The sequence below is a fragment of the Brevundimonas sp. S1H14 genome (assembly GCF_047716865.1).
Taxonomy (GTDB): domain Bacteria; phylum Pseudomonadota; class Alphaproteobacteria; order Caulobacterales; family Caulobacteraceae; genus Brevundimonas; species Brevundimonas naejangsanensis.
The window spans coordinates 2079389-2103279 of sequence record NZ_CP136679.1 but is presented as its reverse complement, the minus strand read 5'-3'; the positions used below and the strand labels follow the sequence as shown (position 1 = coordinate 2103279).

Below are 23891 nucleotides of genomic sequence, written 5' to 3'. Positions count from 1 at the left end.
CGTGCTTGATTTGCTGGGCGGGGCAGGCGGGCGGCCGAACAGCCAGTCCATGAGGCCGCGCTTGGCCGGACGGGGGCTTTGAGGGAACGAGGGGTGTTGCGGAGTCATCATTACGGACTCTCCTGAAACTGGGAATTAAACCCTTTCAGAAGGGCGCTGTTCCTTCGGCGCCGCTGTCGCGGCCATTATTATTTTGGCGTCATGGAGCGCTATTGCATTCCCGGCGGCGCCGGCGGTCGATGACCTTCTTCCCTGTGTGCGTCGTCGCGGCCGTCAGCCCACGCCAGGGCCGGATCACGACTGACGGAACCGCCTGCGCGTGGCCTGCATTTCGAGAAGGTGGCGACCGACGAAATCAGCATGGGGGCGAAACGGCTTCATGGGCAGCATGCAGCATAGGGCGACCGCCCCCGACTGCGACCTTGAACGCTATCGGCGGACGCGTAGCGTGTTGCCAATACTGGCTGCATCCCTGTCGGATGAAGACCTGCAGGCTCAGTCGATGGCTGAGACCAGTCCCGGCAAATGGCATCTCGGCCATGTAAGCTGGTTCTTTGAGGCGATGCTGCTTGAACGGCCGGGCTATCGGCCGATCGACCCGAGGCTGAGGCGGGTTTTCAACTCCTATTATGATGCTCTGGGCGAGCGGATCGGTCGCGCCGAACGGGGGCTGATGACGCGCCCTTCGCGGGCTGAGGTCATGGCCTATCGGGAGGAGGTCGATCGGCGAATGGAGGCGCGCCTCGCCGACGCCTCGGCGCCATTCAGCGAGCTGGAGCGATATCTCTTTGAGTTGGGGCTGAACCACGAACAGCAGCATCAGGAGCTTTTCCTGATGGATATGCTGCATCTGATGTCGCGCTCGCCGCTGGATCCGGCCGCCTTTGGCGAGGAGCCGCGCTGCGCGCCGCTGCAGTCGTCGCACGACGGGTGGCGGACTTTCGATGGCGGGCTGGTTGAGATCGGCGACGCCGCTGAGAGTTTCGCCTTCGACAATGAGCGGCCCGCCCATCGCGTCTGGCTGGAGCCGTTCGATCTGGCCGCCGACCTGGTCGCCAACAGCGAGTGGTTGGCCTTCATCAACGACGGCGGCTACGCACGGGCCGATCTGTGGCTGAGCGACGGCTGGGCGACGGTTCAGGCGCAGGGGTGGACGGCCCCGCTCTACTGGAGGCGTGAGGAAGACGACGGCTGGACGGTGATGACGTTGGCGGGGCGGCGGCCGGTCGATCCGGCGGCGCCGGTGCGTCATGTCAGCTTCTATGAGGCCGACGCCTTCGCGCGGTGGTCGGGGCGGCGCCTGCCGACCGAGGCGGAATGGGAGCACGCGGCTCGCAGTCGGCCCGAGGCCTTCTCCAATCTGGACACTGAGGCATGGCAATGGACCTCCAGCGCCTATGGCCCTTACCCCGGCTTTCGCCCGACCGAAGGCACGGCGGCTGAGTACAACGGCAAGTTCATGGCCAATCAGATGGTGCTGCGCGGCGGCGCCTTCGCCACGGCGCCGGGCCATGCGCGGCCGACCTATCGCAACTTCTTCTATCCGGACCAGCGCTGGGCCTTCACCGGCGTGCGGCTGGCGTCGGACGCCGATGAGGCGATGCGTCAGGGCGAGGGTGACGACGAGCATGAGGCCTTTCGTCGCGATCTCGTCTCAGGTCTGGCGGCGCGGCCCAAGAGCCTGCCGCCCAAATGGTTCTATGACGCGCGGGGGTCGGACCTGTTCGAGGCCATCACGCGCCTGCCGGAATATTATCCGACCCGACAGGAAGCCGCGCTGCTGCGGCGGGTCGCGCCGCTGTGGGCGGGGCGGTTCGGCGCTGACGCCGTCCTGGTCGAACTGGGCTCGGGCGCCAGCGAGAAGACCCGGATCGTGCTGGACGCCGCGTCCGATCTGGCGGCCTACGTCCCCATCGACATCAGTCCCACAGCGCTGGAAGACGCGGCCGCGCGTTTGAGGCAGGCCTATCCCGCGCTGAAGGTCCTGCCGCTGGTCGGCGATTTCGAACATCTCGGCGTCCTGCCGCTTGAAGCGGGGCAGGGGCGTCGCGTCGGTTTTTTCCCGGGTTCGACCATCGGCAATCTGACGTCAGAGGTCGCCGAGGCCCTGTTGCGCGGCGCGCGCGACATGCTGGGGCCGGACGCTCTGTTCATTCTGGGCGTCGATCTGATCAAGGAGCCGTCGATCCTGATCCCCGCCTATGACGACGCGCAAGGCGTGACCGCCCGCTTCAACCTGAACGTGCTGGCGCGGGCCAACCGCGATCTGGGGACGGACTTTGATCTGGACGCCTTCGCCCATCGGGCGGTCTGGAACGAGGCCGAGGCGCGTATGGAGATGCACCTGGAGGCCCTGCGCCCCATGACGGTGAGGCTGGGCAAGCTGGTCTTCCGGTTTGCGCAGGGCGAGACGATCCACACCGAAAGCTCGCGCAAGTTCGACGAGGCCCGCGTGCGCGCTCTGGCCGCGGCGGCCGGCTGGCGTGTCGAGGCGTTCGAAGTCAGCGACGCGCCGCGCGTGGCCCTGGCGCTGCTGGCCAGCTAGTCCTCGGCGGATGTCGGGCAAAGAAAAACGGCGAGGTTTCCCGCGCCGTCTCTAAAGTCTGAAACTGTGTCGCTGGGATCAGCGCTTCGGCGTCGCCGGATCCTGAGCGGCCTTGTTGCGCGCCCCGTGGGAGGCTTCGCCGCCCTTGCGCCCGGCCTGGGCTGCGAGAGAGCGATCCTGAGAGAAGCTGCGCTTCTCGCTGGGGACGCTGGCGCCGCCCTTGCGGGCGATTTCGCGCTGACGTTCCGGATCCATCGAGGCGAAACCTCGCTTGGAAACACCGGAGCCGCGAGTGGGCTGACCTTCGGCCATTTCAGATGTTCCTTTCGTAGACGGTGGCGCTTGCGCAAGAGAACCCGGCCCCGGCGCGGAGGTTCCGAGAAAGGATTAAAACCCTGTTCGGCGGCCAGGCTCGTCAAGGCGCGATAAGACGGAACCGCACGGATTTCGGCGGGTTCATCGAGGCTCGGAGTGCAGCATTCAGGAGCTCAGTTCATGCCGGTTTCCAGCGACCCCTTCACCAATGCTGACGGCGCGCCGTCGCCGGAGGACATCACCGAAGGCCGCTCCACCCTTGGCGACCGTCTGGACGGTGCGGCCGATGAGATTCTGGCCGCAGGGACGCGGCCGCGCCCGCTGCGTCAGGCCGTTCGCGAGGATGCGGCCGAGGTGCGCGACTGGGCGCGCCATCGCGGCTCCGAGGCCTGCGAGGCGATTCGCGACGAGCCGATCCGGATGACGCTCTATGCCCTCGGGATAGGCGTGTTGATCGGCCTGCTGGCCGCGCGCTGAATCAGGCTGGGCCGGAGGCCGGGCGCGCAATCGGCACCGCCTGCATGGCCCGATCCGAGACGAAGGGGTTGCTGCGTCGCTCGGCTCCGAACGTCGAATGCGGCCCGTGGCCCGGCACGAAGGTTACGTCGTCGCCCAGCGGCCACAGCTTTGTGGTGATTGCGCTCAGCAGGGCCTGATGGTCGCTGCGCGGGAAGTCGGTGCGACCGACCGAACCCTGGAACAGAACGTCGCCGACCTGGGCGAAACGGGCCTGGCGGTTGAAGAAGATCACGTGGCCGGGCGTGTGTCCGGGGCAGTGGAAGACCTCCCACGTCGTCTCGCCCAGCGTCAGAACGTCGCCGTCGTCCAGCCAGCGCGTCGGGGTGAAGGTGCGGGCCTCGGGCAGGCCGTACTTCTGGCCCTGGGTGGGAATCAGGTCGATCCAGAACTGGTCCTCAAGGTGCGGGCCGACGATGTCCAGGCCGGTCTTCTCCTGCATCTCGGCGGCGGCGCCGGCGTGGTCCAGGTGGCCGTGGGTGATCCAGATCGCGTCCAGCGTCAGTCCGCGCCGCGCGACCTCGCCCAGAATGGCGTCGACCGAGCCGCCTGGATCAATGACGGCGGCCTTGTTGGTCTTCGTGCACCAGACGGTGGTGCAGTTCTGCTGAAGCGGGGTCACGGGCGTGATGAAGACGCCGATGGGGGCTGCGGAAGAGGCTGACGACTGGCTCATGCGCCCTCAGATAGCGGCCCGATGACCACAAAGGAACCGCGTCGCGTTGACGTTTCAGCCCCTTCTCGACATAAGGGCGGGCTCCGAGGCGCCGCTCCCGAAAGGGGCGGCCCTGTTGCTTTATCCACCGCGCGCCTTTGCGGCGTCGCCACAGAGCGTCAGATATCCGACCATGCAAGTCGTCGAAAAGTCGAACGAAGGCCTCAGCCGCGTGATTGCGGTGACCATTCCCGTCGCCGAGCTGAATGAAAAGCTCGAAGCCCGCATCAAGGAAGTGGCCCCCCAGATGAAGCTCAAGGGCTTCCGTCCGGGCAAGGTGCCGGCCTCGTACGTCAAGAAGACCTTCGGCCGTGACTTCATGGGCGAAATCATCAACGCCTCGCTGAACGAGACCAGCCAGGGCGCTCTGGAAGAGCTGAACCTGCGTCCGGCCGCTCCGGCCGAGATGAACCTGACCTCCGACATGGACAAGGTCATCGCCGGTCAGGAAGACCTGGCCTATGAAATGTCGCTGGAAGTCATGCCGGAATTCACTCCGGTCGACCCCAAGACCCTGAAGTTGACCCGCCCGACCTATGAGGCCTCGGAAGAGGACCTGGACGAGGCGCTGAAGGAACTGGCCTCGCAGGCCAAGTCCTACGAGGACAAGAAGGGCAAGACGGTCAAGGCCGCCGACGGCGACCAACTGACCATCGACTTCCTGGGCAAGATCGACGGCGAAGCCTTCGACGGCGGCGCCGCCACCGACGCGGACCTGGTGATCGGCTCGGGCCGCTTCATCCCCGGCTTTGAAGAGCAGCTGAAGGGCGCCAAGGTCGGTGAAGAAAAGACCATCGAAGTGACCTTCCCGGAAGAATACCAGGCCAAGCACCTGGCCGGTAAGGCCGCGACCTTCGACGTCACGGTCAAGGCCATCAAGGCCGAGGTCGAATCCAAGATCGACGACGAGTTCGCCAAGCGCATCGGCCTGGAGTCGCTGGACCAGCTGAAGGAACTGCTGAAGTCCAACCTGAACCAGCAATACGCCGGCGCCACCCGCTTCAAGCTGAAGCGCGCCCTGCTGGACCTGCTGGACGAAGGCCACGACTTCGCCCTGCCGCCGAAGATGGTGGACGCCGAGTTCGAAGGCATCTGGGCCCAGGTGTCGGCCGACAAGGACGCCGGCCAGCTGCCGGAAGAAGACGCCAAGAAGTCGGAAGACGAACTGAAGGCCGAGTACAAGAAGATCGCCGAGCGCCGCGTGCGCCTGGGTCTGGTCCTGGCCGAGATCGGCCGCGCCAACAACGTCGGCGTGACGGATCAGGAACTGTCGAACGCCATCATGGCCGAAGCCCGCAACTATCCGGGTCAGGAAAAGATGGTGCTGGACTTCTACCGCCAGAACCCGAACGCCGCAGCCCAGCTGCGCGCCCCGATCTATGAAGAGAAGGTCGTCGACCTGATCGTCTCGGTCGCCGAGGTGAAGGACGAAGCCATCACCAAGGAAGAGCTGATGAAGGAAGAAGACGAGGCGTAAGCTCTTCTTTCCTGACGAGCGTTGTTGAGGGGCGGTCCGCATGGGCCGCCCCTCTTTGCATGGAAGAGCGGAGACGGTAGGATATCGGCGTTTTGTCGGGATTTCGACATGGAGACGACTATGCTGAGCCTAGCAACCCTGATGGCGTCAGCACTGATTTCCGGCACGCCGGTGCAAGCTGCGGGCTCGCCGTCGGCGCAGGAAGATCCCGTCCGGGTCGAGGATGTGGTCGTATCCAGCCGACGCCTGCAGGATGAGGCTGAGGCGTTTGTGGCGGAACTGGCGGCGCCGCCGCCCAAGCGCGGTCTGGCGCGATGGCGCGGGCCGATATGCCTCGGCGTCGCCAACCTGTCGCAGAGCGTCGCGCGCCCGCTGATCGACCACATCGCCACGGTGGCGAGCAGCTACGACGTGCGCATACGAGAGCCGGGCTGCCAGCCCAATGTCATCATTGTCTTCACGGACGACGCTCCAGGCTTGGCGCGGGGTCTGGTGGAGCACGACGCCGATGCGTTCCGCGTGCGCTGGACCAGCCAACTGGACCGAGGCCAGAAAGCGTTGGACGCCTTCCAGAACAGCGACTGGCCGGTGCGCTGGTGGCACGTCAGCATGCCGGTCATCGGCATATCGGGGCAGCGGGCCATCCGGATGCCGGGCGACGTCGACCCGATTTACGTGCCGGGCGAGGGGCTGGCGAACAAGGGGCGACCTATCACGGACGTGTTAAGCAAGGTGATCGTCATCGTCGATATCGCCAAGGTCGAGGGGACTGAACTTCCCCTTTTAGGGGATTATCTGGCGATGGTGGTGTTGGCGCAAGTTGACCCCGAGGGCGGCACGGGTCGGTTCGATACGGTGCTGAATCTTTTCCACGAAACGGGTAGGGACGAGGGCTTGTCGGGCTGGGATAAGGCCTACCTCGCTTCGCTATACGGGGCGTTCTCGGAGCGCATCGACCGATACAATCATGCCTCTTCGATCGTGCGCGACCTCCGACGAGCGGAGCGGAACGCGCAGCGCCAATAAGGTCGAGCGCAAGGGAGCCTTGCGCCGGCGGGCCAGCGACGCGATATCGTAGGAGACAGGCGCGCGTTCCATGAGTCGTGCGACCCTCCTGAATTCGAGAAGGCCTTCATGCGCGATCCGATCGACTACATCTCCAACAACCTGGTGCCGATGGTGGTGGAGCAATCCAGCCGCGGCGAACGGTCGTTCGACATCTTCTCGCGCCTGCTGCGCGAGCGGATCATCTTCCTGACCGGCCCGTTCGAGGACGGCATGGCCTCGCTGATCTGCGCCCAGCTGCTGTTCCTGGAATCGGAGAACCCGAAGAAGGAAATCAGCATGTACATCAACAGCCCCGGCGGTCAGGTGACGTCGGCGCTCGCGATCTACGACACCATGCAATACATCAAGTCGCCGGTCTCGACCGTGGTCATGGGCATGGCCGCGTCGGCGGGCTCGCTGATCCTGACGGCCGGCGAAGCGGGCCAGCGCGTCGCCCTGCCGAACGCGCGCGTCATGGTGCACCAGCCTTCGGGCGGTTTCCGCGGCACGGCTTCGGACATCGAGCGCCACGCCGAAGACATCATCGCCACCAAGCGACGTCTGAACGAGATCTACGTCCAGCACACCGGGCGCACCTATGAAGAGGTCGAGCGCACTCTGGACCGCGACCACTTCATGACGGCTGAGGAAGCCAAGGCCTGGGGCATCGTCGACCACGTCTATGACAAGCGCACCCAGGCCGACGACGACGGCGTGAAGGCTCCCTAAGTCTAAACGCGCTCGGGCTGCGACAATTTGCGAGGCGGGATCTGGCGACGGATTCCGCCTCGAATCGTGTTTGAGATTCGTTGTCAGCAAGGGGGCGATTCATGATGATGCAGTGGAGAGACGACGGATTCCGATATGGCGCCGTGACGCGCGTCCTGCACTGGGCGATGGCCCTGCTGCTGGCGTGGCAGTTCGCGGGTATGGCGATCAAGCTGATCGTCGGCAAGGCGCCGATCACCGCCTTCTGGGTTGGCACGCACAAGGGGATCGGCGTCATTCTGTTGACCCTGATCGTGCTGCGGGCGCTTTGGGGCCTGTACAATATGAAGGCGCGCCCGGCGCATGGCGGCGGTTTTTGGGGTCTGGCCGCCAAGGTCGGGCATCTGGCGCTCTACGCCCTAATGCTGATCGTCCCGGCTCTGGCGCTGCTGCGGCAGTATGGATCGGGCAAGCCGCTGGATGTGTTCGGGGTGCGCCTGATCGACGGCGGCTGGGCCGAGGTGTCGTGGATGACCGCCCCGGCCAACGCCGTGCATGGCCTGCTGGCCTGGGTGCTGCTGGCCGCGATTGCGGGCCATATTCTGATGGTGCTGGTCCATCGCTTCATCTGGAAGGATGGGACGACCCGGCGGATGATCGGCTAGAGTGAAGTGTCGGTCAGGGGCGGCCGGTGAACACGCGGTAGCCTTTTTCATCGGCCGCCGCGATCATCTCGGCGTCGCCCGAAGTGTCGCCATAGGCGGCGGCCAGCTTCATGTCCGGGCCGTAGACGGCGCGAAGGCGGCTCATCTTCTCCTCGCCCCGACAGTTGCCGCCGACGAAGCTTCCCGCCACGCGATCCTGGCCGTCGAAGGCCAACCGGGTGCCGATCAGGTTCTCGGCGCCCAGCCTGCGGGCGAAGGGGGCGACGGTTGTCTCGGGCGAGGCTGTGACGATGACGCGGTGGGCGCCGCGACGGCCCCAGTCCTCCCAGGTCGACAGGGCGTCCGGACGCATGAAGCGCGGCCAGATCTCGGCGGCGAAGCGCTCGGCCTCGGCCTCCAGCGACTTGCGGTCGGCGTCCATCAGGAATTCGCGCACCGAGGCGACCTTGATCCGGCCCCGGTCGCGATCGCCCAGATAGGCGAACACTGCTGGGACCATCTGAACCAGCCCGGTCAGCCAGCGTACCGGCCCGGCCCGCCATTTCAGGAAACTGGTGAAGCTGTCGCGAATCGTCAGCGTGCCGTCGAAATCGAAGGCGACGATGGGTTGTCCGGGGGCAGGGGACTGGTGAAAGCCTTTTTCGCTTCCCATGTCAGACATTAGCCGTGATCCCCATATTATCTGTCCTGTCCGTTCCCCGAAGCGCGTTGCAGCGCCGCAACGGGGTTGTGGCGGAACGTGTGATGGGTGATTGTCATTTTTTGAAGACCTTCGATGATAGATTCCTCGGATCGATCGCGAAGGAAGCGCCTTTCGTCCCAATGTCGGGGCGGATTGCGGATAGTGAGAAGGGTCTATGACCAAAGCCGCCGGCACAGACGCCAAAAGCACGCTCTACTGCTCGTTCTGCGGCAAGAGCCAGCATGAAGTCCGCAAACTGATCGCCGGACCGACCGTTTTCATCTGCGATGAATGCGTCGAACTGTGCATGGACATCATCCGCGAAGAGCACAAGATCGCCTTCAAGACCTCCAAGGACGGCGTGCCTACGCCCAAGGAGATTCGCGACGTCCTCGACGATTATGTGATCGGCCAGGCCCACGCCAAGAAGGTGCTGAGCGTCGCCGTTCACAACCACTACAAGCGCCTGAACCACGCGACGAAGAACAACGACGTCGAACTGGCGAAGTCGAACATCATGTTGATCGGGCCGACCGGCTCGGGCAAGACGCTTCTGGCCCAGACGCTGGCGCGCATCATCGACGTGCCGTTCACCATGGCCGACGCCACGACCCTGACCGAAGCCGGTTATGTGGGCGAGGATGTCGAGAACATCATCCTGAAGCTGCTTCAGGCGTCGGACTACAATGTCGAGCGGGCCCAGCGCGGCATCGTCTACATTGACGAAATCGACAAGATCTCCCGCAAGTCGGACAACCCGTCGATCACCCGCGACGTGTCGGGCGAGGGCGTGCAGCAGGCCCTGCTGAAGATCATGGAAGGCACCGTCGCCTCCGTGCCTCCGCAGGGCGGCCGCAAGCATCCGCAGCAGGAGTTCCTGCAGGTCGATACCGCCAACATCCTGTTCATCGTCGGCGGCGCCTTCGCCGGCCTTGAAAAGGTGATCTCGGCGCGTGGTGCAGGGGCCTCCATCGGCTTCGGCGCCAAGGTCAAGGAGATCGACGAGCGTCGCACCGGCGAAATCCTCAAGGGCGTCGAGCCGGACGACCTGATGCGCTTCGGCCTGATCCCCGAGTTCATCGGCCGTCTGCCGGTCCTGGCGACGCTGGAAGACCTGGACGAGGCGGCGCTGATCACCATCCTGACCGAGCCGAAGAACGCTCTGGTCAAGCAGTACAAGCGACTGTTCGAGATGGAGAACGTCACCCTGACCTTCACCGACGACGCTCTGTCGGCGGTGGCGAAGAAAGCGATCACCCGCAAGACCGGCGCCCGCGGCCTGCGCTCCATTCTGGAGGGCGTGCTGCTGGAGACGATGTTCGAACTGCCCACCTTCGAGGGCGTCGAAGAGGTCGTGGTCAACGCCGAGGTGATCGATGGCAAGGCCCAGCCGCTGCTGATCTATTCGGAAACCAAGAAGAAAACGGCCGACGGCGCCGCCTGACGCCACGGTCTGATCCAAGCGAAAAGGGGCGGCTCGCCATGGGCCGCCCCTTCATCGTTTCAGAGATGATCCAGGCGGCCGTCTGAAATCACACGCTTTTTCACGCTTCTGTGGGCTGCAGGCCCGCCACGCTTGAACCGCGTCCAGACAGAACCACATACTCACACGAAAGCCGCTGAAAACAGCGGGTCGAGTCGGGATGAAGAGGCAGTAGCGCCAAATCAGACCGGTTCGGCGGGCCGGAGATTCACGAAGGCCCCGGAAAGTACGCATCATGACCGAGAGCAAAATCCTCCCTGTCCTGCCGCTGAGAGACATCGTCGTCTTTCCGCACATGGTCGTGCCGCTGTTTGTCGGCCGCGAAAAGTCCGTGCGCGCCCTCGACGAGATCATGAAGGGCGAGAAGCAGATCCTGCTCGCCACCCAGATGAACTCGGTCGACGACGACCCCGCGACGGACGCCATCTATTCGACCGGCGTTCTGGCCTCTGTGCTGCAACTGCTGAAGCTGCCCGACGGCACGGTGAAGGTGCTGGTCGAGGGCAAGTCGCGCGCGCGACTGACCCGTTTCACCGACCGTGAGGACTACTACGAAGCCGAAGCCGTCGAGATCGACGACGAGGCCGGCGATCCGTCGCAGAGCGAAGCCCTGCTGCGCGCCGTGATCGAACAGTTCGAAAACTATGTGAAGCTGAACAAGAAGGTCCCGCCCGAGGCCCTCAGCGCCATTCCTCAGATCACCGACCCGTCCAAGCTGGCGGACTCGGTCGCCGCCCATCTGTCGGTCAAGATCGCCGACAAGCAGGCCCTGCTCGAAACCGTCGTCATCCCGGCGCGGCTGGAGAAGGTCTACGGCATGATGGAAGGCGAGATCAGCGTCCTTCAGGTCGAGAAGAAAATCCGCAGCCGCGTGAAACGGCAGATGGAGAAGACCCAGCGCGAGTACTATCTGAACGAGCAGATGAAGGCGATCCAGCGCGAGTTGGGCGAGACCGACGACGCTCGCGACGAACTGCTTGAGCTGGAAAAGCGCATCAAGAAGACGCGCCTGTCCAAGGAAGCCCGCATCAAGGCCGAGGCGGAGCTGAAGAAGCTGCGTAACATGTCGCCGATGTCGGCGGAATCGACCGTTGTGCGCAACTATCTCGACTGGCTGCTGTCGATCCCGTGGTCCAAGACCCGCCCCAAGCCCATCGATCTGCAGAAGGCCGAGGACATCCTCGAAGAGGATCACTACGGCCTGGAGAAGGTCAAGGAACGGATCATCGAGTATCTGGCCGTTCAGGCGCGCACCGGCAGCCTGAAGGGGCCGATCCTGTGCCTGGTCGGGCCTCCCGGCGTCGGTAAGACCTCGCTGGCCCAGTCCATCGCCAAGGCGACGGGGCGTGAATACGTCCGTATGTCGCTGGGCGGCGTGCGCGATGAGGCCGAGATCCGCGGCCACCGCCGGACCTACATCGGCTCCATGCCCGGCAAGATCATCCAGTCGATGAAGAAGGCCAAGACCACCAACGCCTTCGTCCTGCTGGACGAGATCGACAAGCTGGGCGCCGACTGGCGCGGCGACCCGTCCTCGGCGCTGCTGGAAGTGCTGGACCCGGCCCAGAACTCGACCTTCGGCGACCACTATCTGGAGGTCGACTACGACCTGTCGCCGGTGATGTTCGTCACCACGGCCAACAGCCTGAACATGCCCCAGCCCCTGCTGGACCGCATGGAGATCATCCGCGTCTCCGGCTACACCGAGGATGAGAAGGTCGAGATCGCCCGCCGCCACGTCCTGCCCAAACAGCTCAAGGACCACGGCCTGAAGGAGGGCGAGCTGATCGTCCCTGACGACACGATCCGCGACCTGATCCGCTACTACACGCGTGAAGCAGGCGTGCGTTCGCTGGAACGCGCCCTGGGCGGCCTGGCCCGCAAGGCGGTGCGCGAGATGGCCAGGACCAAGGCCGCCTCGATCACCGTGGATGCGGCCAAGCTGGCCGAATACGCGGGCGTGAAGAAGTTCCGCTATGGCGAGACGGACGCGGAAGATCAGGTCGGCATCGTCACCGGCCTGGCCTGGACCGAGTTCGGCGGCGACATCCTGACCATCGAGGCCCTGAAGATGCCGGGCCGCGGCCGCATGACCGTGACCGGCAACCTGAAGGACGTCATGAAGGAGTCGATCTCGGCGGCGGCATCCTACGTCCGCAGCCGCGCCCTCAGCATCGGCGTCAAGCCGCCGGTGTTCGAGAAGACCGACATCCACGTCCACGTCCCCGACGGCGCCACGCCCAAGGACGGCCCCTCGGCGGGCGTGGCCATGACGGTGGCCATGGTCTCGGTTCTGACCGGCATTCCGATCCGCAAGGACATCGCCATGACCGGCGAGATCACCCTGCGCGGGCGGGTCACGGCTATCGGCGGCCTTAAGGAAAAGCTGCTGGCGGCCCTGCGCTCGGGCGTGAAGACCGTGCTGATCCCGCAGGAGAACGAGAAGGACCTCGAAGAGGTGCCGGAAAACGTCAAGGCGGCCTTGGAGATCGTGCCGATCTCTACCGCCGACGAGGCGCTAAAGTGGGCCTTGACCGGCACGCCGGCCCCTGTCGAATGGGACGAGGCGGCCGAACCCATGACTCCGACGCCGCCCGCGCCGACGGCGGGCGAAGGGACCAGCATCAGCCACTGATGCGGGTCTTGGCCTGATGAAGTGAAGAGAGGCGGCTCGGGGCGACCTGAGCCGCCTCTTTTTTGACCTGTGCGCCGACAGCCGCTTAAGTTCCGCCTTCGTTCGCGAGGGGAGGTTTCGACATGACCAAGACTGAACTGATCGGCTGCATGGCTCAGGCGGCGGGCATCAGCCGCGACCAGGCCAAGCTGGCGCTGGAGGCTTTCACCGATCAGGTGACGGCTTCGCTTGTCGAGGGGCGGGTGGTGCGTCTGGTCGGCTTCGGCAGCTTCGTCGCGGCCGAGCGCAAGGCAGGCGTGGCGCGCAACCCCCAGACCGGCCAGGAGATCGCTCGTCCCGCCTCGCGCACCGCGCGCTTTCGTCCCGGCGAAGGCTTGAAAAGCGCCTTGAACGGCTGACCGCCACAGGGCATGAAGCTGTTCCCGACGTTGAGTCGATTTGATGTGGGCGGCTAGCTCAGCTGGTCAGAGCACCTCGTTTACACCGAGGGGGTCGGCGGTTCGAACCCGTCGCCGCCTACCATCCATCGCCATTGTCCGATCTTGTCGCCGCGGCCATTGTCGCGCGCGGGCGTTCGCCCGGCCGCCGGGCGGAGGCGGCGAGCCCAAGCTGGCTCAGGCTGTCGGCTGCAACGCTTCGGCGTTGACCGTCGCGTCGGCGATGATGGCAGCCTTCGTCCCAGCACTTCAGCCCCGCGTTTGTGAGCGTGCCGTAGCGGGTGATGTCATGAGGTTCGACCGACTGGGCGGCGGCCAGCAGGCCCATCCAGCGCCGCCGTATCCTTTGGGGGCGGTCTTTAGACCGCCCCTCCCTCAGCAAATCCTCGCGGCTGGCGTCAACCGAGGCTGGATTGCAACTGCTTGGCGCGCTCCAGGTGCGCCTCGATCTTGGGCAATACCGTGCGGGCGTGTTCCGCGAGGGCGGGCACGTCCGTGTTGTTCGAGAAGCCGCGATGCAGGGTGACGGCTTCTTCATGGGCGGCGACTTGTTGGTCGACGTAGGTCTTGTCGAAGTTCGCCGCCGAGGCCGAGCGGAGGTTGTCGATCAGGCCCTTGCGGCGCTGGTCCAGTTCCGTCGGCAGGGTCGTGTCCGGCGCCGCCTGCCCTGCCGCCGTTTTCAGCGCGGCGAAGGCGGCGGTGTGATCGGCCTTGATCATTTGGGCCAACTCCTTGACCTGAGCGTTCTGCGAGCGCTCGAGGGCGATGTCAGCTGCTTGAATCTCATACATGTCGCCCATCGCCGCGTTGGGGACGTAGGCGCTGACCATATTGGACCCCATGGTCGCGGCCGAGGTCTGACCCACTGGCTCGGAGACGGCGTCTTGGGCCTTGTCGATAGCTTCAGAGGCTTGCTGCTGATTGCAGGCGGCCAGGGTCAGGGCGGCAGTGGATACAGCCAGAACGGCGACGGTTTGCTTGATCATGATCGATTTCTCCTTGGATAATTTTCAGGACTTAGCGGCCATGCCCGGTGTGCCGGGCACCATCTCTTCAGCCTGAGTCTTGGGCGGCGGCGCGTCGGCCTGCTGCAACCCGTCGTCAGGGCTTTCTCGAATGGACAGAATGGCCTCATGCGCGCGCATCAAGGGAGCGGCGGCGTCGGCGGCCTGGGCGTCGGTGGGCGAAGCCACGCGCAAATGCCGCTGCGGTCCGCTGTCGCTGCCGACCACCACTTCATAGAAGCGCATGGCGGGCTCCCTGTATGAAGGGACGGCGCAGTCGTGAGCGATGCTCGGTCATTATTTCCTCCCTGTGACAGGAGGTTAAGCAGCGAAAGCGCGAGCCCGTTCCAAACGGTCAAGCTTGGCGGTCGCTACATGGCGCGCTCCAGCGGCGCTTCGCCTCCGGTCATCTGCGGGTCAGGAACCTTGCTTTGGGTGCGCAGAAAGCCGGTAGCGGCGGTCGCCAGATAAACGATCAGCAGCAGCGCCAGGAGAGCGCCGACGACCATCAGCAATCGCCGCGGGCGCTGCAAAATGGGCGGCTTTTGCTTGTTGGCGAGAGGCAAGGCGGTTCCTTTCGTTCTGAGGAGAAGCGACAGGCATACGGCCTGTTCCATACGGCGCCGGTGGTTCGCCTATTTCTGTCGCGGCGGGCGGCGAGAGGGTTCCACAGGGCCGCCGTCTTCCCGTCCGGCGATAACGGCGCGAACTAACTCTTCCGCCGCCAAACGCACCTCGTCCTGGATGGTCTCGTCATGGTCCAAGGCCTCGTGACTGGTCGCGTAAGGCTCCCAGTAGCCGATATAGCGGTCGATCTCCGCATCGGGTCCGGCCGGCGACAACTTCATCGATATAAGCCAGTCAGACAGCGACCGGCGCACGTTCTCCGCTCCTTCTACGTCGCCATGAACCACCAGGGCGAAACGCCGGCCGGCCAGGTGACGCGGATAGGGCCAATCGGCAAGCTCCAGGGCCTTGGCCAGGGCGACGGTCTTGCCCTGTGTCGACGTGGGGTCCGGGTTGCCGCCGTCGGCGCAGACCAACCGGTCCATCATCAGCTTGAATGGGCTGGAGGCGTGATACCAGTTCACCGGCGTGACGATCAGCACCCCGTGCGCCCGGACCCACATGGGATAGATGTCGTTCATCCAGTCGTGGACCTGGCCCAGGCTGTAGTTGGGATAGCAGCTGCACGGCCAGTGACAGAGAGCGGCCGCCGTCGAGAAGCACGCCTTGCAAGGGTGGATTTCGCGGCCGTACTCCGATGCCAGCCGCGACAGGTCGAGAATTTCGCCCTCTATCTCGGGGGTGCGCTCAAAGACCTCAAGCGCTATCTGGACCAGGCGCCAGCTCTTGGACATTTCTCCGGGGCAGGTGTGTTCCGATCGGCTGGAAGCGTTGATGATGAGGATGCGTAAAGGCGCCGACGCATCGTCGTGACAGGCCTGGGCGGCGCGGACGGCGGCGTGGGCGTACACCCAGTCGAGAGCCAGCTCATATTCGGGATCAGCAAAACCCTGGCCGGCGGCCTGCGTCAGCGGCGCTTTGCGGCCCGAGATATATCCGTCCCAGGCTGTGGCGGCCAAGCGATCGATCTCCTCTCGCAAAGAGTCGAAGGCGGGGTCAGCGAACCGGCTGCGAAAGCGCGCCTTGAAGGTCGCGCGATCCAGTTCGGGGCTGGGCATGCCTTTGCGCGGCTCGGGGACGGCAGGAGGCGGGGCGACGGAATCGGGCATGGAGGCCTCCGGCTTGGCTTTGCCGGAAACGTCGCTTCCGATCCCGCCGTTCCATCCTTGCGCCGGGAACGCCCGCAGCGGGCACGACTTAGAATGGCGACCTTCAGTCGTTCAGAGGAGCCGTCATGCCCGACCGCATCACCATGCAAGATCCCCGAAATCAGTATCCGCGGCCTCCCTTTCCGCGCCAGCCCCAGTCGGCCCCCGGCTTGGTCGCCAAGATGGAGCCGCAGCCCGATCATGGGGAAGAGACCTATCGCGGCCACGGGCGGCTGAGGGGGCGACGCGCCCTGATCACCGGCGCTGATTCCGGCATAGGCCGTGCGGTCGCCATCGCCTACGCTCGTGAGGGCGCCGACGTTGCGATCTCATATCTTCCTTCAGAGGAAGCCGATGCGCGCGAGGTGATCGCCCTGGTCGAGGCCGAGGGCGTCAAGGCGCTGGCCTTGCCCGGCGACGTGCGCGATGAGGCGTGGAATGCGACCATGGTGGAGCGCACGCTGGAGGCCTTCGGCGGGCTGGACATCCTGGTGGTCAATGCCGGACGCCAGCAGTTCCGCGAGGATGTGGGCGAGGTTTCGACCGATGATTTCGACGCCACGATGAAGACCAATCTCTATGCCCTGCACTGGCTGTGTCAGGCGGCGACGCCCCACCTGCCGCCGGGCGCGGCGGTCATCACCACCGCCTCGATCCAGGCCTATGAGCCGTCGGACATTCTGCTGGACTACGCCACCACCAAGGGCGGGATCGTCACCTACACCAAGGCCCTCGCCAAGCAGTTGATCGAAAAGGGCGTTCGCGTGAACGCCGTGGCGCCAGGCCCTTTCTGGACGGTGCTGCAGCCCAGCGGCGGCCAGCCTCAGGAAAAGGTCGAACAGTTCGGCGCCCACAGCGCGTTCGGCCGACCGGGCCAGCCGGTAGAGATCGCACCGATCTATGTGCTGCTTGCCTCGCAGGAGGCCAGCTTCGTCACGGGCGAGGTCTGGGGCGTCACCGGCGGCGCCGGGATCGCCTGAGCTTTCAGACCTCGAACACGCGATAGGGGGTGTCGCCCAGCGTCCGCAGCACGGGCAGGGCGACGTTGTAGACCGGAACGCCGCGCGCCGTGCGGCCTTCCGGCGCCCCGCGATGGGCGTGACCATGCAGCACCAGCTTAACGTTCTCATAGCGGTCGACGACCTCGGCCAGGCGTGACGAGCCGAGGAAGGCGTGAATCTCGGGCGGCTCGCCGATCACCGTGTCCACAACCGGGGCGTAGTGGAGCAGCACGACGCTTCGTTCGGTGCGCAGGGTGCGGATCGAATTCTCGATAAGGTTGGCGTCTTCCACCGCTTCATTGACGAAAGTCTTGATCGAGGCCTCGCCGAAGGAACTGAGCATGTAGCGACCGAAGCCCCCGACGAAGCCCTTGCCGCCGGCGAAGCCGACGCCGTCGATCTCATAGGCCTCGCCGGCCAGCATTTTGACCCCGGCTTCGCTCAGCATGCGGGTGATTTCCAGGGGCTGACCGCACTCGTGCTCGTGATTACCCAGAACGCCGACCATGGGGATGCGGCAGGCGCGCAGGTCTTCCAGCAGGTTCTCCACCTCGACCGTCTTGCCGAAATTGACCAGGTCGCCGCACAGGCACAGCACGTCGGCGTCTTCATGCACCCGATCGAACAGGTCGCGATAGGCGCGATGCGAGGTCTCGCCGACATGCAGGTCGCCGACGGCGGCGACGCGCAGCTTCTTCTTAGGTCCGGCCTCCATGCCCGGCTGAGGCGTCTGGCCTTCAGCGGGGGCGGGGGCGGTTTCAGGCGACGGGGTCATGGCGTTCCTCCAGGCCTTTGCCGACGACGTCGCCGAAGCCCCACTCGGAGATGTCGGCGATGTAGTCGCGCGGGCTGAACAGGCGGCCGCGGCAGACCTTCACGCGCGGCGGCGGAAGATCGACCTGAGCTTGCAGGCGGCCGATCAACTCGGTCATCAACCAGCCGGGCACCAGGCCGCGCTCGGTCGGATAGGCGAAGCGGAAGTTGAGCAAGTGCGCCATCAACACCTCCCAATAGAGGTCCATCTGATCCAGCAACGACTTCCAGTCGATGGCGTCCGCCTGCTTCAGGATGACGTGGTTTACGTCGGCGCCGTCGTAGCGATAGCGGTCCTGGATAAAAACCTTCGACAGGATCAGGGCTGTCGGCGGGGTGATCGTGACCTCATGACCGTAGACGGTGATGCGGTCGGGGCCGAACCAGCTGTCTGACACGGCGATCGTGCCGTTCGACATGGCGAAGATGACGTCGAAGAAGTGTTTATCGTCTTTCCAGACCTTGGCGATCCAGCGCTCGTCCTCGACGTCGGTGCGATAGCCGCGCGCCTGGAAGAAGGACAGGATACGGGGGTAGTCGCCGGGCTTGCAGAAGACGTCCAGGTCCTTGGTCGGACGTCGAATGCCCGTATAGGCGGTGACGGCGTAGGTCCCCGACAGCAGGAAGGGCACGCCCGATTCCTTCAGCAGGCCCAACGCCTCCTCATAGAAGGCCTGCGCCTCGGGAGGCGGTTCAAAGGCGGGTTCGGCGACCGTATCAGACATGGTGTCGGGGTTCCTGAGCAGGGCAGGAAAACGGCGCAGGTCGAAGCCCGGTTCCGCCGCTCGTCGGGCCGACCACGCGCTCGCCTCGCCGTCGGCGACGCTCTGGCCGCGTTGGCAGGCAGGCTGCTCCATGGGCGCATGCCTGTTCGCGACCGGTGGAACCGCTTGGGAAAATCTGAGGTTTGCCCCAGTATGGCTTCTGGCATTCATTTCGGCCGCATCCCGGCCAACGCCGTCCACCTGTGCGTGGACATGCAACGGCTCTTTGCTGAAGACACCGCCTGGCGCACGCCGTGGATGCCGCGCGTTCTGCCCATTGTCGAACGTCTGTGCGAGCGTAAGGCAGACCGGACCTGCTTCACTCGGTTCATTCCCGCGCGTTCGCTTAGTGAGGGGCGGGGCGCGTGGCGGCGCTACTGGGAGCGATGGTCGTCGATCACGCTCGAGAATTTGGGTGAGGACAAGGTGCAGCTTCTGCCTGAGCTTCAAGGCTTCACCCCGCCCGCCAGGGTCTTGGACAAGGCGCATTATTCGCCATGGGTAGATACCGGTCTGGCGAGGGCCCTTGCGGCCGGTCATGTGGACACCCTGGTGGTGACGGGGGCGGAGACCGACGTGTGCGTGCTTGCGACCGTGCTCGGCGCTGTGGATCTGGGCTTGCGGGTGGTGGTGGTTTCCGACGCCCTGTGCAGTTCGTCGGACCAGTCGCACGACGCCTTGCTCGGCCTTTATCATGACCGGTTCGGCCAGCAGATCGAGACGGCGGAGTGCGATGAAGTCTTGGACGCCTGGGTCTAGTTCGCCTGAGGGTCTCATCTGCCGGTTCGCCTGGGCGTGATTGGCGGCTGTTTCCGGAAGCGCGCTTTCGGAACGGCGGCGCAGGCCTGGCGTTGGCCGGTCATGAATGACCCGCTAGCGAACACCATAGGCACGGCGGCGGCGATCTGCTCCATCACCAGTTTTGCGCCGCAGGCATACAAGATCTGGAAGGAGCGCGATGCGTCCGCGGTCAGCCTCAAGACCTATTCCTTGACCGTCAGCTGCTTCATCCTCTGGACGATCTATGGCGTCATGACTCAGGCGTGGCCTGTGACCTTCGCCAACGCCTGCGCTCTGGTCATGGCGTCGGCCGTTCTGATCATGAAGTGGCGCTTTGGAGACAGAGGCGCCCAGTGACGCGGGAGCGGAAGTCAGACGCCGGCGTTGGATGGGCATGAACTCGCTGCAGGATATCGGGAAGGCGCAAGACGGCGCCTATATACGGGACCTGGGCCGGGCGTTCGGCGGCGCGCTGCTGTTCAGCCTGCCCCTGCTGATGACCATGGAGATGTGGGCGCTCGGCTTTGCTGCTGAGCCGGTGCGGCGTCTGCTCTTCTTGTTGGCGGCGCTGCCGGTGCTGTTCGGGTTGGCGCATTACGCCGGGTTCTCGGGGCGACGAGGCCTGGTGAACAATGCGTTGGACACCCTGGTCGCTCTGGCCGTGGGATTCATCACCGCCACCGCGCTTCTGTTGATGTTCAATGTTCTGGATGGGAGTTCGCCGGCATCCGCCGTGGGGCAGGTCTCCTTGCAAGCGGTGCCGGCCGCGCTTGGCGCCTTGGCGGCGCGACGCCAGCTGTCCGGCGATCCGAACGAGGGCGAGGAGGACCAAGCCTCTTATCCGGGCGAACTGTTTCTCATGCTGGCAGGGGCGCTCTATTTCGCCCTGAACCTGGCTCCTACGGAGGAGATGCGGCTGATCGCCTATCTCACCACTCCTTTGGGCGCTCTGGGGGTGTTGGCGGTGTCGGTTATCCTGCTGCACCTTATCGTGTTTGAAGCCGGATTCGCGGGGCAGGAAGAGGCGGAGACGCCGCTGCGGGCCTTCCTCGACTTCACCCTGCCGGGCTACGCCCTGTGCCTGCTATCCAGCCTGGCCATGCTTTGGGTGTTCGGAGGAGCAGACGGCCACGGCGTTCAGTCGCTGGCCGCCAATACGGTTATCCTGGCCTTTCCGGCGTCTGTCGGCGCGGCTGCGGCCCGGCTGTTGGTGTGACCATGGCGCGCCGAGGGAAAGAGCAGATGGATAAGAAGTCCGTGTCGCGGCTGCAGGCCGGCTGCGCCGTCGCGGGGTGTGTCGTTCTGTTCGGGGCCGTGGCCGTTCTCGCTTCTGCGGCCTTTTCCAAACCGTCGCCGGCGGACCTGACGATCACGCGCGATGATATTCGGCCCTCGGCGGGCGGATGGGTGGTCGACATCGTTGTCGCCAATCATGGCGACCTTGCCGCCGCTGCCGTGGATATCGAGGGCCAGTTTGGCGATGAACGGTCCGGCGTGTCGCTGGACTATGTGCCGGGACGGGGAGAGAAGAAGGTCAGCTTGGTCTTCTCAGGTGCGCAGAAGCCTGAGCCGCGTCTGCGCGTGCTGGGTTGGTCCGAGCCTTAGCAGGCGGCTTGTCCTTCAGTCGCGGCGCCCGCGAGGCGGGCCTCGCGCCAGGCGGCGGTGGTGAGGGCAGGCAGCATGGCCACGGCGTCGGCGGCCTTGGCGCTGGAGGCGTTGCCCGACAGCATCCGCTTCTTCACCCCCTGAATGATGCCGATCAGGCGGAACAGGTTGAAGGCGAAGTGCCAGTGCAGGTCCGGCAGGGCGTCGCGGCCGGTGGCGGCGCAATACCGCCGGGCCATGTCGTCCAGCGACGGAATGCCTGCAGCCTCAAGATCCAGACCGTTCAGCCCGGCGCGGCCGTCGGCGGGCAGGATCCAGTTCATGGCCATATAGGCGAAGTCCGCCAGCGGGTCGCCCAGAGTCGCCAACTCCCAGTCCAGCACGGCGCGGATGGTCATGGAGTCGGGGGCGTAGATCAGGTTGTCGATGCGATAGTCGCCGTGGATGATGGCGGTGCGCGTCTGTTCCGGCGCCGTGCGCGGTAGGAAGTCGATCAGACGCTCGACCTCGGGCAGGTCGTCGGTCTGGGCGGCGCGGTACTGTTTGGTCCAGCGGGCGACCTGGCGCTCGAAATAGTTGCCGGGGCGGCCGAAGTCCTCCAGCCCGGCGGCGACCGGATCGACGCTGTGCAGGCGGGCCAGCGTGTCGACCATGGCCTCATAGGCGGCGCGGCGCTCAGACGGCGACAGGTCGGGCAGGGCGCCGTTCCAGAAGGTGCGGCCCTCGACCAGTTCCATCACATAGAAGGCCGAGCCGATGACGGCGTCGTCCTGACACAGGGCCAGCGGTGCGGGCACGGGAAAGCCGGTCGGATGCAGGGCGCTGATCAGCCTGTATTCGCGCTCGACCGCATGGGCCGAGGGCAGCAGGGGGCCGAATGGGCGGCGACGCAGAACATAGTCCCGGCCGTCGATAGTCATCCGATAGGTCGGGTTCGACTGGCCGCCGGGGAATTTTTCCAGGCGGATGTCGGCGGGCGCGGCGGGCAGGACGCCCGCCAGCCACTGTCCCAGACGCGCGACGTCCAGATCGCTCATCGGGCCGCCTCAGCGTGGCGGGCGAACTCGGACCGGGCGATGGCGCGGGCGTGGACCTCGTCCGGGCCGTCGGCGAAGCGCAGGGTGCGGATGCCCGCCCAGGCCGCCGCCAGTTCGAAGTCCTGAGACACGCCGCCGCCGCCGTGCGCCTGAATGGCGTCGTCGATGATGCGCAGGGCCATCATCGGCGCCTGCACCTTGATCATGGCGATCTCGTCCTTGGCCGCCTTATTGCCTGCGCGGTCCATCATGTCGGCCGCCTTGAGGCACAGCAGGCGCGTCATCTCGATGTCGATGCGGGCGCGGGCGACGCGTTCTTCCCAGACCGAATGCTCGCCGATCCGCTTGCCGAAGGCGACGCGCGACATCAGGCGGCGCGCCATCGCCTCCAGCGCCTCTTCGGCCGCACCGATGGTGCGCATACAGTGGTGGATGCGGCCGGGGCCTAGACGGCCCTGGGCGATCTCGAAACCGCGACCCTCGCCCAGCAGGATGTTCTCGACCGGCACACGCACGTCGGTCAGGCTGACCTCCATATGGCCGTGCGGGGCGTGGTCATAGCCATAGACGCTCAGCGGCCGCTCGATCTTCACGCCGGGCGCATCCATCGGCACCAGGATCATAGACTGCTGGCGATAGGTCTTCTCGTCCGGGTCGGTCTTGCCCATGACGATGGCGATGCGGCAGCGCGGATCGCCCGCCCCGGACGACCACCATTTGTGGCCGTTGATGACATAGTGGTCGCCGTCGCGACGGATCTGCGTCTGGATATTGGTGGCGTCGGACGAGGCGACGGCCGGTTCGGTCATCAGGAAGGCCGAGCGGATCTCGCCGTTCATCAGCGGCGTCAGCCACTGCGCCTTGTGCGCAGGCGTGCCGTAGCGGTGCAGCACCTCCATATTGCCCGTGTCGGGCGCCGAGCAGTTGAAGACCTCGCTGGCCCAGTCGATGCGGCCCATTTCCTCGGCGCACAGGGCGTATTCCAGGTTGGTCAGCCGCTCGCCCGTGAACTCGAAATCGTCCGGTTCGGCCATGCCTTCGGGCGCGGGCGGCATGAACAGGTTCCACAGCCCTGCGGCGCGCGCCTCGACCTTCAGCGCCTCGATCGAGGGCAGGGGCGCGGCCCAGCGGTCGCCTTCAGCGATTTCGGCGTGGACGGCGGCGACGCGCGGGCGCACCTTTTCGGCCATGAAGGCCCGGACGCGCGCCTGAAACGAACGCTCGCGTTCCGTCAGGGTGAAATCCATCGCTTAGCTCTCCTTGGATCAGGCCACGATACCGAGTCGGCTTTTCAACCGGTCGAAGATTCTCGACAGGCTTCGCCATGCCAGACCGTTCGTCATTTGAAATCGCTGGCGGGGTTCGAAGGCAGAGGGCGCGCTCCCGCCTGGCGTGGGAGAGCGCGCTGGTCGCCTGAGCCTATTCCGAGGTCTTGCCGTCGAAATGTTCTTCGGACTCGTCGGCCTTGGTCGGGTGAACCACGTCGTGGCGATGCTCCGGCGGGCCATAGAGGGTGTAGAGCTTCAGCGGCTCGGAGCCGGTGTTGATCAGGTTGTGGCGGGCGCCGGCCGGAACAATGATGCCGGACTCGGCCTGCGCGGGGCGTGATTGCCCGTCGATGACGATCTGTCCTTCGCCCTGTTCGATGCGGAAGAACTGGTCGTGGCCCTCATGGACCTCTTCGCCGATCTCTTCGCCCGGCTGGAGCGTCATCAGCACCAGTTGCAGGTGACGGCCGGTGTAGAGCACGCGGCGGTAGTCGTCATTGTCGAGCGTGGCCCGTTCGATGTCGTCAAGATAGCCTTGCATGGCGGATCCTCGTGAAGAACTGGGAGAGTTCGACACTTAACCCGCCTGAGGCGGCCGGGTCTTGATCTTTCGCAAAAC

The 23891-nt window shown here is 65.2% G+C and carries 27 protein-coding genes and 1 tRNA gene; 15 read left to right on the top strand and 13 right to left on the bottom strand.

What is annotated here, in order from left to right; all coding sequences use genetic code 11:
- The first annotated feature begins 379 nt into the window (after positions 1-379).
- Positions 380-2545 (top strand): ergothioneine biosynthesis protein EgtB, encoded by a 2166-nt coding sequence (gene egtB, locus RSD66_RS10255; protein ID WP_415287611.1) that lies wholly within the window; start codon positions 380-382, stop codon positions 2543-2545.
- A gap of 78 nt (positions 2546-2623) precedes the next feature.
- Here egtB and RSD66_RS10250 read toward each other — a convergent pair whose 3' ends face one another.
- Positions 2624-2857, bottom strand: coding sequence for a general stress protein (locus RSD66_RS10250; RefSeq protein WP_029673451.1), 234 nt, complete (start codon positions 2855-2857; stop codon positions 2624-2626).
- 183 nt (positions 2858-3040) lie between these two features.
- Here RSD66_RS10250 and RSD66_RS10245 point away from each other — a divergent pair, with 183 nt between their 5' ends.
- The gene (locus tag RSD66_RS10245) at positions 3041-3337 is read left to right on the top strand and encodes a hypothetical protein (RefSeq protein ID WP_415287610.1); all 297 of its coding nucleotides are present in this window, start codon (positions 3041-3043) and stop codon (positions 3335-3337) included.
- Position 3338: 1 nt separating this feature from the next.
- Here RSD66_RS10245 and RSD66_RS10240 read toward each other — a convergent pair whose 3' ends face one another.
- The gene (locus RSD66_RS10240) at positions 3339-4052 is read right to left on the bottom strand and encodes an MBL fold metallo-hydrolase (RefSeq protein WP_415287608.1); all 714 of its coding nucleotides are present in this window, start codon (positions 4050-4052) and stop codon (positions 3339-3341) included.
- A gap of 172 nt (positions 4053-4224) precedes the next feature.
- Here RSD66_RS10240 and tig point away from each other — a divergent pair, with 172 nt between their 5' ends.
- From tig to RSD66_RS10220, 4 genes are all read left to right on the top strand, one after another.
- Positions 4225-5568, top strand: coding sequence for a trigger factor (gene tig / locus RSD66_RS10235; protein ID WP_415287607.1), 1344 nt, complete (start codon positions 4225-4227; stop codon positions 5566-5568).
- Between the two features lie 120 nt (positions 5569-5688).
- Complete coding sequence (locus tag RSD66_RS10230; RefSeq protein WP_415287605.1) at positions 5689-6594, top strand: hypothetical protein; 906 nt, start codon at positions 5689-5691, stop codon at positions 6592-6594.
- 108 nt (positions 6595-6702) lie between these two features.
- Complete coding sequence (locus RSD66_RS10225; RefSeq protein WP_024354168.1) at positions 6703-7344, top strand: ATP-dependent Clp protease proteolytic subunit; 642 nt, start codon at positions 6703-6705, stop codon at positions 7342-7344.
- A gap of 101 nt (positions 7345-7445) precedes the next feature.
- Positions 7446-7988, top strand: a complete 543-nt coding sequence (locus RSD66_RS10220; RefSeq protein ID WP_415287603.1) for a cytochrome b — start codon at positions 7446-7448, stop codon at positions 7986-7988.
- A gap of 13 nt (positions 7989-8001) precedes the next feature.
- Here the strand turns inward: RSD66_RS10220 and RSD66_RS10215 are convergent, their stop codons facing one another.
- Entirely contained in the window at positions 8002-8649 is a 648-nt protein-coding gene (locus tag RSD66_RS10215) for an HAD-IB family hydrolase (protein WP_415287602.1), read from the bottom strand.
- A gap of 196 nt (positions 8650-8845) precedes the next feature.
- Here RSD66_RS10215 and clpX point away from each other — a divergent pair, with 196 nt between their 5' ends.
- The 4 genes from clpX (at position 8846) to RSD66_RS10195 (ending at position 13310) form a co-directional block, all read left to right on the top strand.
- Complete coding sequence (gene clpX / locus RSD66_RS10210) at positions 8846-10114, top strand: ATP-dependent Clp protease ATP-binding subunit ClpX (protein ID WP_024354171.1); 1269 nt, start codon at positions 8846-8848, stop codon at positions 10112-10114.
- 274 nt (positions 10115-10388) lie between these two features.
- Complete coding sequence (gene lon / locus RSD66_RS10205) at positions 10389-12788, top strand: endopeptidase La (RefSeq protein WP_415287601.1); 2400 nt, start codon at positions 10389-10391, stop codon at positions 12786-12788.
- Between the two features lie 122 nt (positions 12789-12910).
- Complete coding sequence (locus RSD66_RS10200) at positions 12911-13186, top strand: HU family DNA-binding protein (protein WP_415287599.1); 276 nt, start codon at positions 12911-12913, stop codon at positions 13184-13186.
- A gap of 47 nt (positions 13187-13233) precedes the next feature.
- Positions 13234-13310 (top strand) — tRNA-Val (locus RSD66_RS10195).
- On the opposite strand, the gene RSD66_RS10190 is transcribed toward RSD66_RS10195, so the two are convergent.
- From RSD66_RS10190 to RSD66_RS10170, 5 genes are all read right to left on the bottom strand, one after another.
- Positions 13305-13553 carry a hypothetical protein gene (locus tag RSD66_RS10190; RefSeq protein WP_415287598.1) on the bottom strand — a complete coding sequence of 83 codons (249 nt, stop codon included), beginning with the start codon at positions 13551-13553 and terminating at the stop codon, positions 13305-13307. The genes RSD66_RS10195 and RSD66_RS10190 overlap by 6 nt on opposite strands.
- 70 nt (positions 13554-13623) lie before the next feature.
- Positions 13624-14211, bottom strand: a complete 588-nt coding sequence (locus tag RSD66_RS10185) for a DUF4142 domain-containing protein (RefSeq protein WP_415287597.1) — start codon at positions 14209-14211, stop codon at positions 13624-13626.
- 24 nt (positions 14212-14235) lie between these two features.
- Complete coding sequence (locus tag RSD66_RS10180; RefSeq protein ID WP_415287596.1) at positions 14236-14475, bottom strand: hypothetical protein; 240 nt, start codon at positions 14473-14475, stop codon at positions 14236-14238.
- Positions 14476-14600: 125 nt separating this feature from the next.
- Entirely contained in the window at positions 14601-14846 is a 246-nt protein-coding gene (locus RSD66_RS10175; protein ID WP_415287595.1) for a hypothetical protein, read from the bottom strand.
- 18 nt (positions 14847-14864) lie between these two features.
- Positions 14865-15965, bottom strand: coding sequence for a flavodoxin family protein (locus tag RSD66_RS10170; protein ID WP_415287594.1), 1101 nt, complete (start codon positions 15963-15965; stop codon positions 14865-14867).
- Between the two features lie 125 nt (positions 15966-16090).
- On the opposite strand from RSD66_RS10170, the gene RSD66_RS10165 reads away from it, so the two are divergent.
- Positions 16091-16984, top strand: coding sequence for an SDR family oxidoreductase (locus RSD66_RS10165; RefSeq protein WP_415287593.1), 894 nt, complete (start codon positions 16091-16093; stop codon positions 16982-16984).
- A 4-nt stretch (positions 16985-16988) separates the two neighbouring features.
- On the opposite strand, the gene RSD66_RS10160 is transcribed toward RSD66_RS10165, so the two are convergent.
- Complete coding sequence (locus RSD66_RS10160) at positions 16989-17780, bottom strand: metallophosphoesterase family protein (protein ID WP_415287592.1); 792 nt, start codon at positions 17778-17780, stop codon at positions 16989-16991.
- On the bottom strand, positions 17764-18675 hold the full coding sequence (locus tag RSD66_RS10155; RefSeq protein WP_245559386.1) for a nucleotidyltransferase family protein: 912 nt from the start codon (positions 18673-18675) through the stop codon (positions 17764-17766). The genes RSD66_RS10160 and RSD66_RS10155 overlap by 17 nt, the downstream gene beginning before the upstream one ends.
- A 60-nt stretch (positions 18676-18735) precedes the next feature.
- On the opposite strand from RSD66_RS10155, the gene RSD66_RS10150 reads away from it, so the two are divergent.
- From RSD66_RS10150 to RSD66_RS10135, 4 genes are all read left to right on the top strand, one after another.
- On the top strand, positions 18736-19341 hold the full coding sequence (locus tag RSD66_RS10150; protein ID WP_415287590.1) for a cysteine hydrolase family protein: 606 nt from the start codon (positions 18736-18738) through the stop codon (positions 19339-19341).
- A gap of 102 nt (positions 19342-19443) precedes the next feature.
- A complete protein-coding gene (locus tag RSD66_RS10145) occupies positions 19444-19719 on the top strand; it encodes a SemiSWEET family sugar transporter (protein ID WP_415287589.1) in 276 nt (91 codons plus the stop codon).
- Between the two features lie 37 nt (positions 19720-19756).
- Positions 19757-20578 (top strand): TIGR02587 family membrane protein, encoded by an 822-nt coding sequence (locus RSD66_RS10140; RefSeq protein WP_415287588.1) that lies wholly within the window; start codon positions 19757-19759, stop codon positions 20576-20578.
- Positions 20579-20604: 26 nt separating this feature from the next.
- Complete coding sequence (locus RSD66_RS10135) at positions 20605-20967, top strand: hypothetical protein (RefSeq protein ID WP_415287587.1); 363 nt, start codon at positions 20605-20607, stop codon at positions 20965-20967.
- Here the strand turns inward: RSD66_RS10135 and RSD66_RS10130 are convergent.
- The 3 genes from RSD66_RS10130 to RSD66_RS10120 form a co-directional block, all read right to left on the bottom strand.
- Positions 20964-22004, bottom strand: a complete 1041-nt coding sequence (locus RSD66_RS10130) for a phosphotransferase family protein (RefSeq protein ID WP_415287585.1) — start codon at positions 22002-22004, stop codon at positions 20964-20966. The two genes, RSD66_RS10135 and RSD66_RS10130, sit on opposite strands and share 4 nt — an antisense overlap.
- A complete protein-coding gene (locus tag RSD66_RS10125; RefSeq protein ID WP_415287583.1) occupies positions 22001-23251 on the bottom strand; it encodes an acyl-CoA dehydrogenase family protein in 1251 nt (416 codons plus the stop codon). Before RSD66_RS10125 ends, RSD66_RS10130 begins: the two co-directional genes overlap by 4 nt.
- Before the next feature lie 172 nt (positions 23252-23423).
- The gene (locus tag RSD66_RS10120) at positions 23424-23813 is read right to left on the bottom strand and encodes a cupin domain-containing protein (protein WP_346523224.1); all 390 of its coding nucleotides are present in this window, start codon (positions 23811-23813) and stop codon (positions 23424-23426) included.
- Between the last annotated feature and the right edge of the window lie 78 nt (positions 23814-23891).

Coding starts and splice junctions, on each gene's coding strand:
- egtB (WP_415287611.1), top strand. CDS start 380: ATGGGCAGCATGCAGCATAGGGCGACCGCCCCCGACTGCGACCTTGAA.
- RSD66_RS10250 (WP_029673451.1), bottom strand. CDS start 2,857: ATGGCCGAAGGTCAGCCCACTCGCGGCTCCGGTGTTTCCAAGCGAGGT.
- RSD66_RS10245 (WP_415287610.1), top strand. CDS start 3,041: ATGCCGGTTTCCAGCGACCCCTTCACCAATGCTGACGGCGCGCCGTCG.
- RSD66_RS10240 (WP_415287608.1), bottom strand. CDS start 4,052: ATGAGCCAGTCGTCAGCCTCTTCCGCAGCCCCCATCGGCGTCTTCATC.
- tig (WP_415287607.1), top strand. CDS start 4,225: ATGCAAGTCGTCGAAAAGTCGAACGAAGGCCTCAGCCGCGTGATTGCG.
- RSD66_RS10230 (WP_415287605.1), top strand. CDS start 5,689: ATGCTGAGCCTAGCAACCCTGATGGCGTCAGCACTGATTTCCGGCACG.
- RSD66_RS10225 (WP_024354168.1), top strand. CDS start 6,703: ATGCGCGATCCGATCGACTACATCTCCAACAACCTGGTGCCGATGGTG.
- RSD66_RS10220 (WP_415287603.1), top strand. CDS start 7,446: ATGATGATGCAGTGGAGAGACGACGGATTCCGATATGGCGCCGTGACG.
- RSD66_RS10215 (WP_415287602.1), bottom strand. CDS start 8,649: ATGTCTGACATGGGAAGCGAAAAAGGCTTTCACCAGTCCCCTGCCCCC.
- clpX (WP_024354171.1), top strand. CDS start 8,846: ATGACCAAAGCCGCCGGCACAGACGCCAAAAGCACGCTCTACTGCTCG.
- lon (WP_415287601.1), top strand. CDS start 10,389: ATGACCGAGAGCAAAATCCTCCCTGTCCTGCCGCTGAGAGACATCGTC.
- RSD66_RS10200 (WP_415287599.1), top strand. CDS start 12,911: ATGACCAAGACTGAACTGATCGGCTGCATGGCTCAGGCGGCGGGCATC.
- RSD66_RS10190 (WP_415287598.1), bottom strand. CDS start 13,553: ATGGGCCTGCTGGCCGCCGCCCAGTCGGTCGAACCTCATGACATCACC.
- RSD66_RS10185 (WP_415287597.1), bottom strand. CDS start 14,211: ATGATCAAGCAAACCGTCGCCGTTCTGGCTGTATCCACTGCCGCCCTG.
- RSD66_RS10180 (WP_415287596.1), bottom strand. CDS start 14,475: ATGCGCTTCTATGAAGTGGTGGTCGGCAGCGACAGCGGACCGCAGCGG.
- RSD66_RS10175 (WP_415287595.1), bottom strand. CDS start 14,846: ATGGAACAGGCCGTATGCCTGTCGCTTCTCCTCAGAACGAAAGGAACC.
- RSD66_RS10170 (WP_415287594.1), bottom strand. CDS start 15,965: ATGCCCGATTCCGTCGCCCCGCCTCCTGCCGTCCCCGAGCCGCGCAAA.
- RSD66_RS10165 (WP_415287593.1), top strand. CDS start 16,091: ATGCCCGACCGCATCACCATGCAAGATCCCCGAAATCAGTATCCGCGG.
- RSD66_RS10160 (WP_415287592.1), bottom strand. CDS start 17,780: ATGACCCCGTCGCCTGAAACCGCCCCCGCCCCCGCTGAAGGCCAGACG.
- RSD66_RS10155 (WP_245559386.1), bottom strand. CDS start 18,675: ATGGAGCAGCCTGCCTGCCAACGCGGCCAGAGCGTCGCCGACGGCGAG.
- RSD66_RS10150 (WP_415287590.1), top strand. CDS start 18,736: ATGGCTTCTGGCATTCATTTCGGCCGCATCCCGGCCAACGCCGTCCAC.
- RSD66_RS10145 (WP_415287589.1), top strand. CDS start 19,444: ATGAATGACCCGCTAGCGAACACCATAGGCACGGCGGCGGCGATCTGC.
- RSD66_RS10140 (WP_415287588.1), top strand. CDS start 19,757: ATGAACTCGCTGCAGGATATCGGGAAGGCGCAAGACGGCGCCTATATA.
- RSD66_RS10135 (WP_415287587.1), top strand. CDS start 20,605: ATGGATAAGAAGTCCGTGTCGCGGCTGCAGGCCGGCTGCGCCGTCGCG.
- RSD66_RS10130 (WP_415287585.1), bottom strand. CDS start 22,004: ATGAGCGATCTGGACGTCGCGCGTCTGGGACAGTGGCTGGCGGGCGTC.
- RSD66_RS10125 (WP_415287583.1), bottom strand. CDS start 23,251: ATGGATTTCACCCTGACGGAACGCGAGCGTTCGTTTCAGGCGCGCGTC.
- RSD66_RS10120 (WP_346523224.1), bottom strand. CDS start 23,813: ATGCAAGGCTATCTTGACGACATCGAACGGGCCACGCTCGACAATGAC.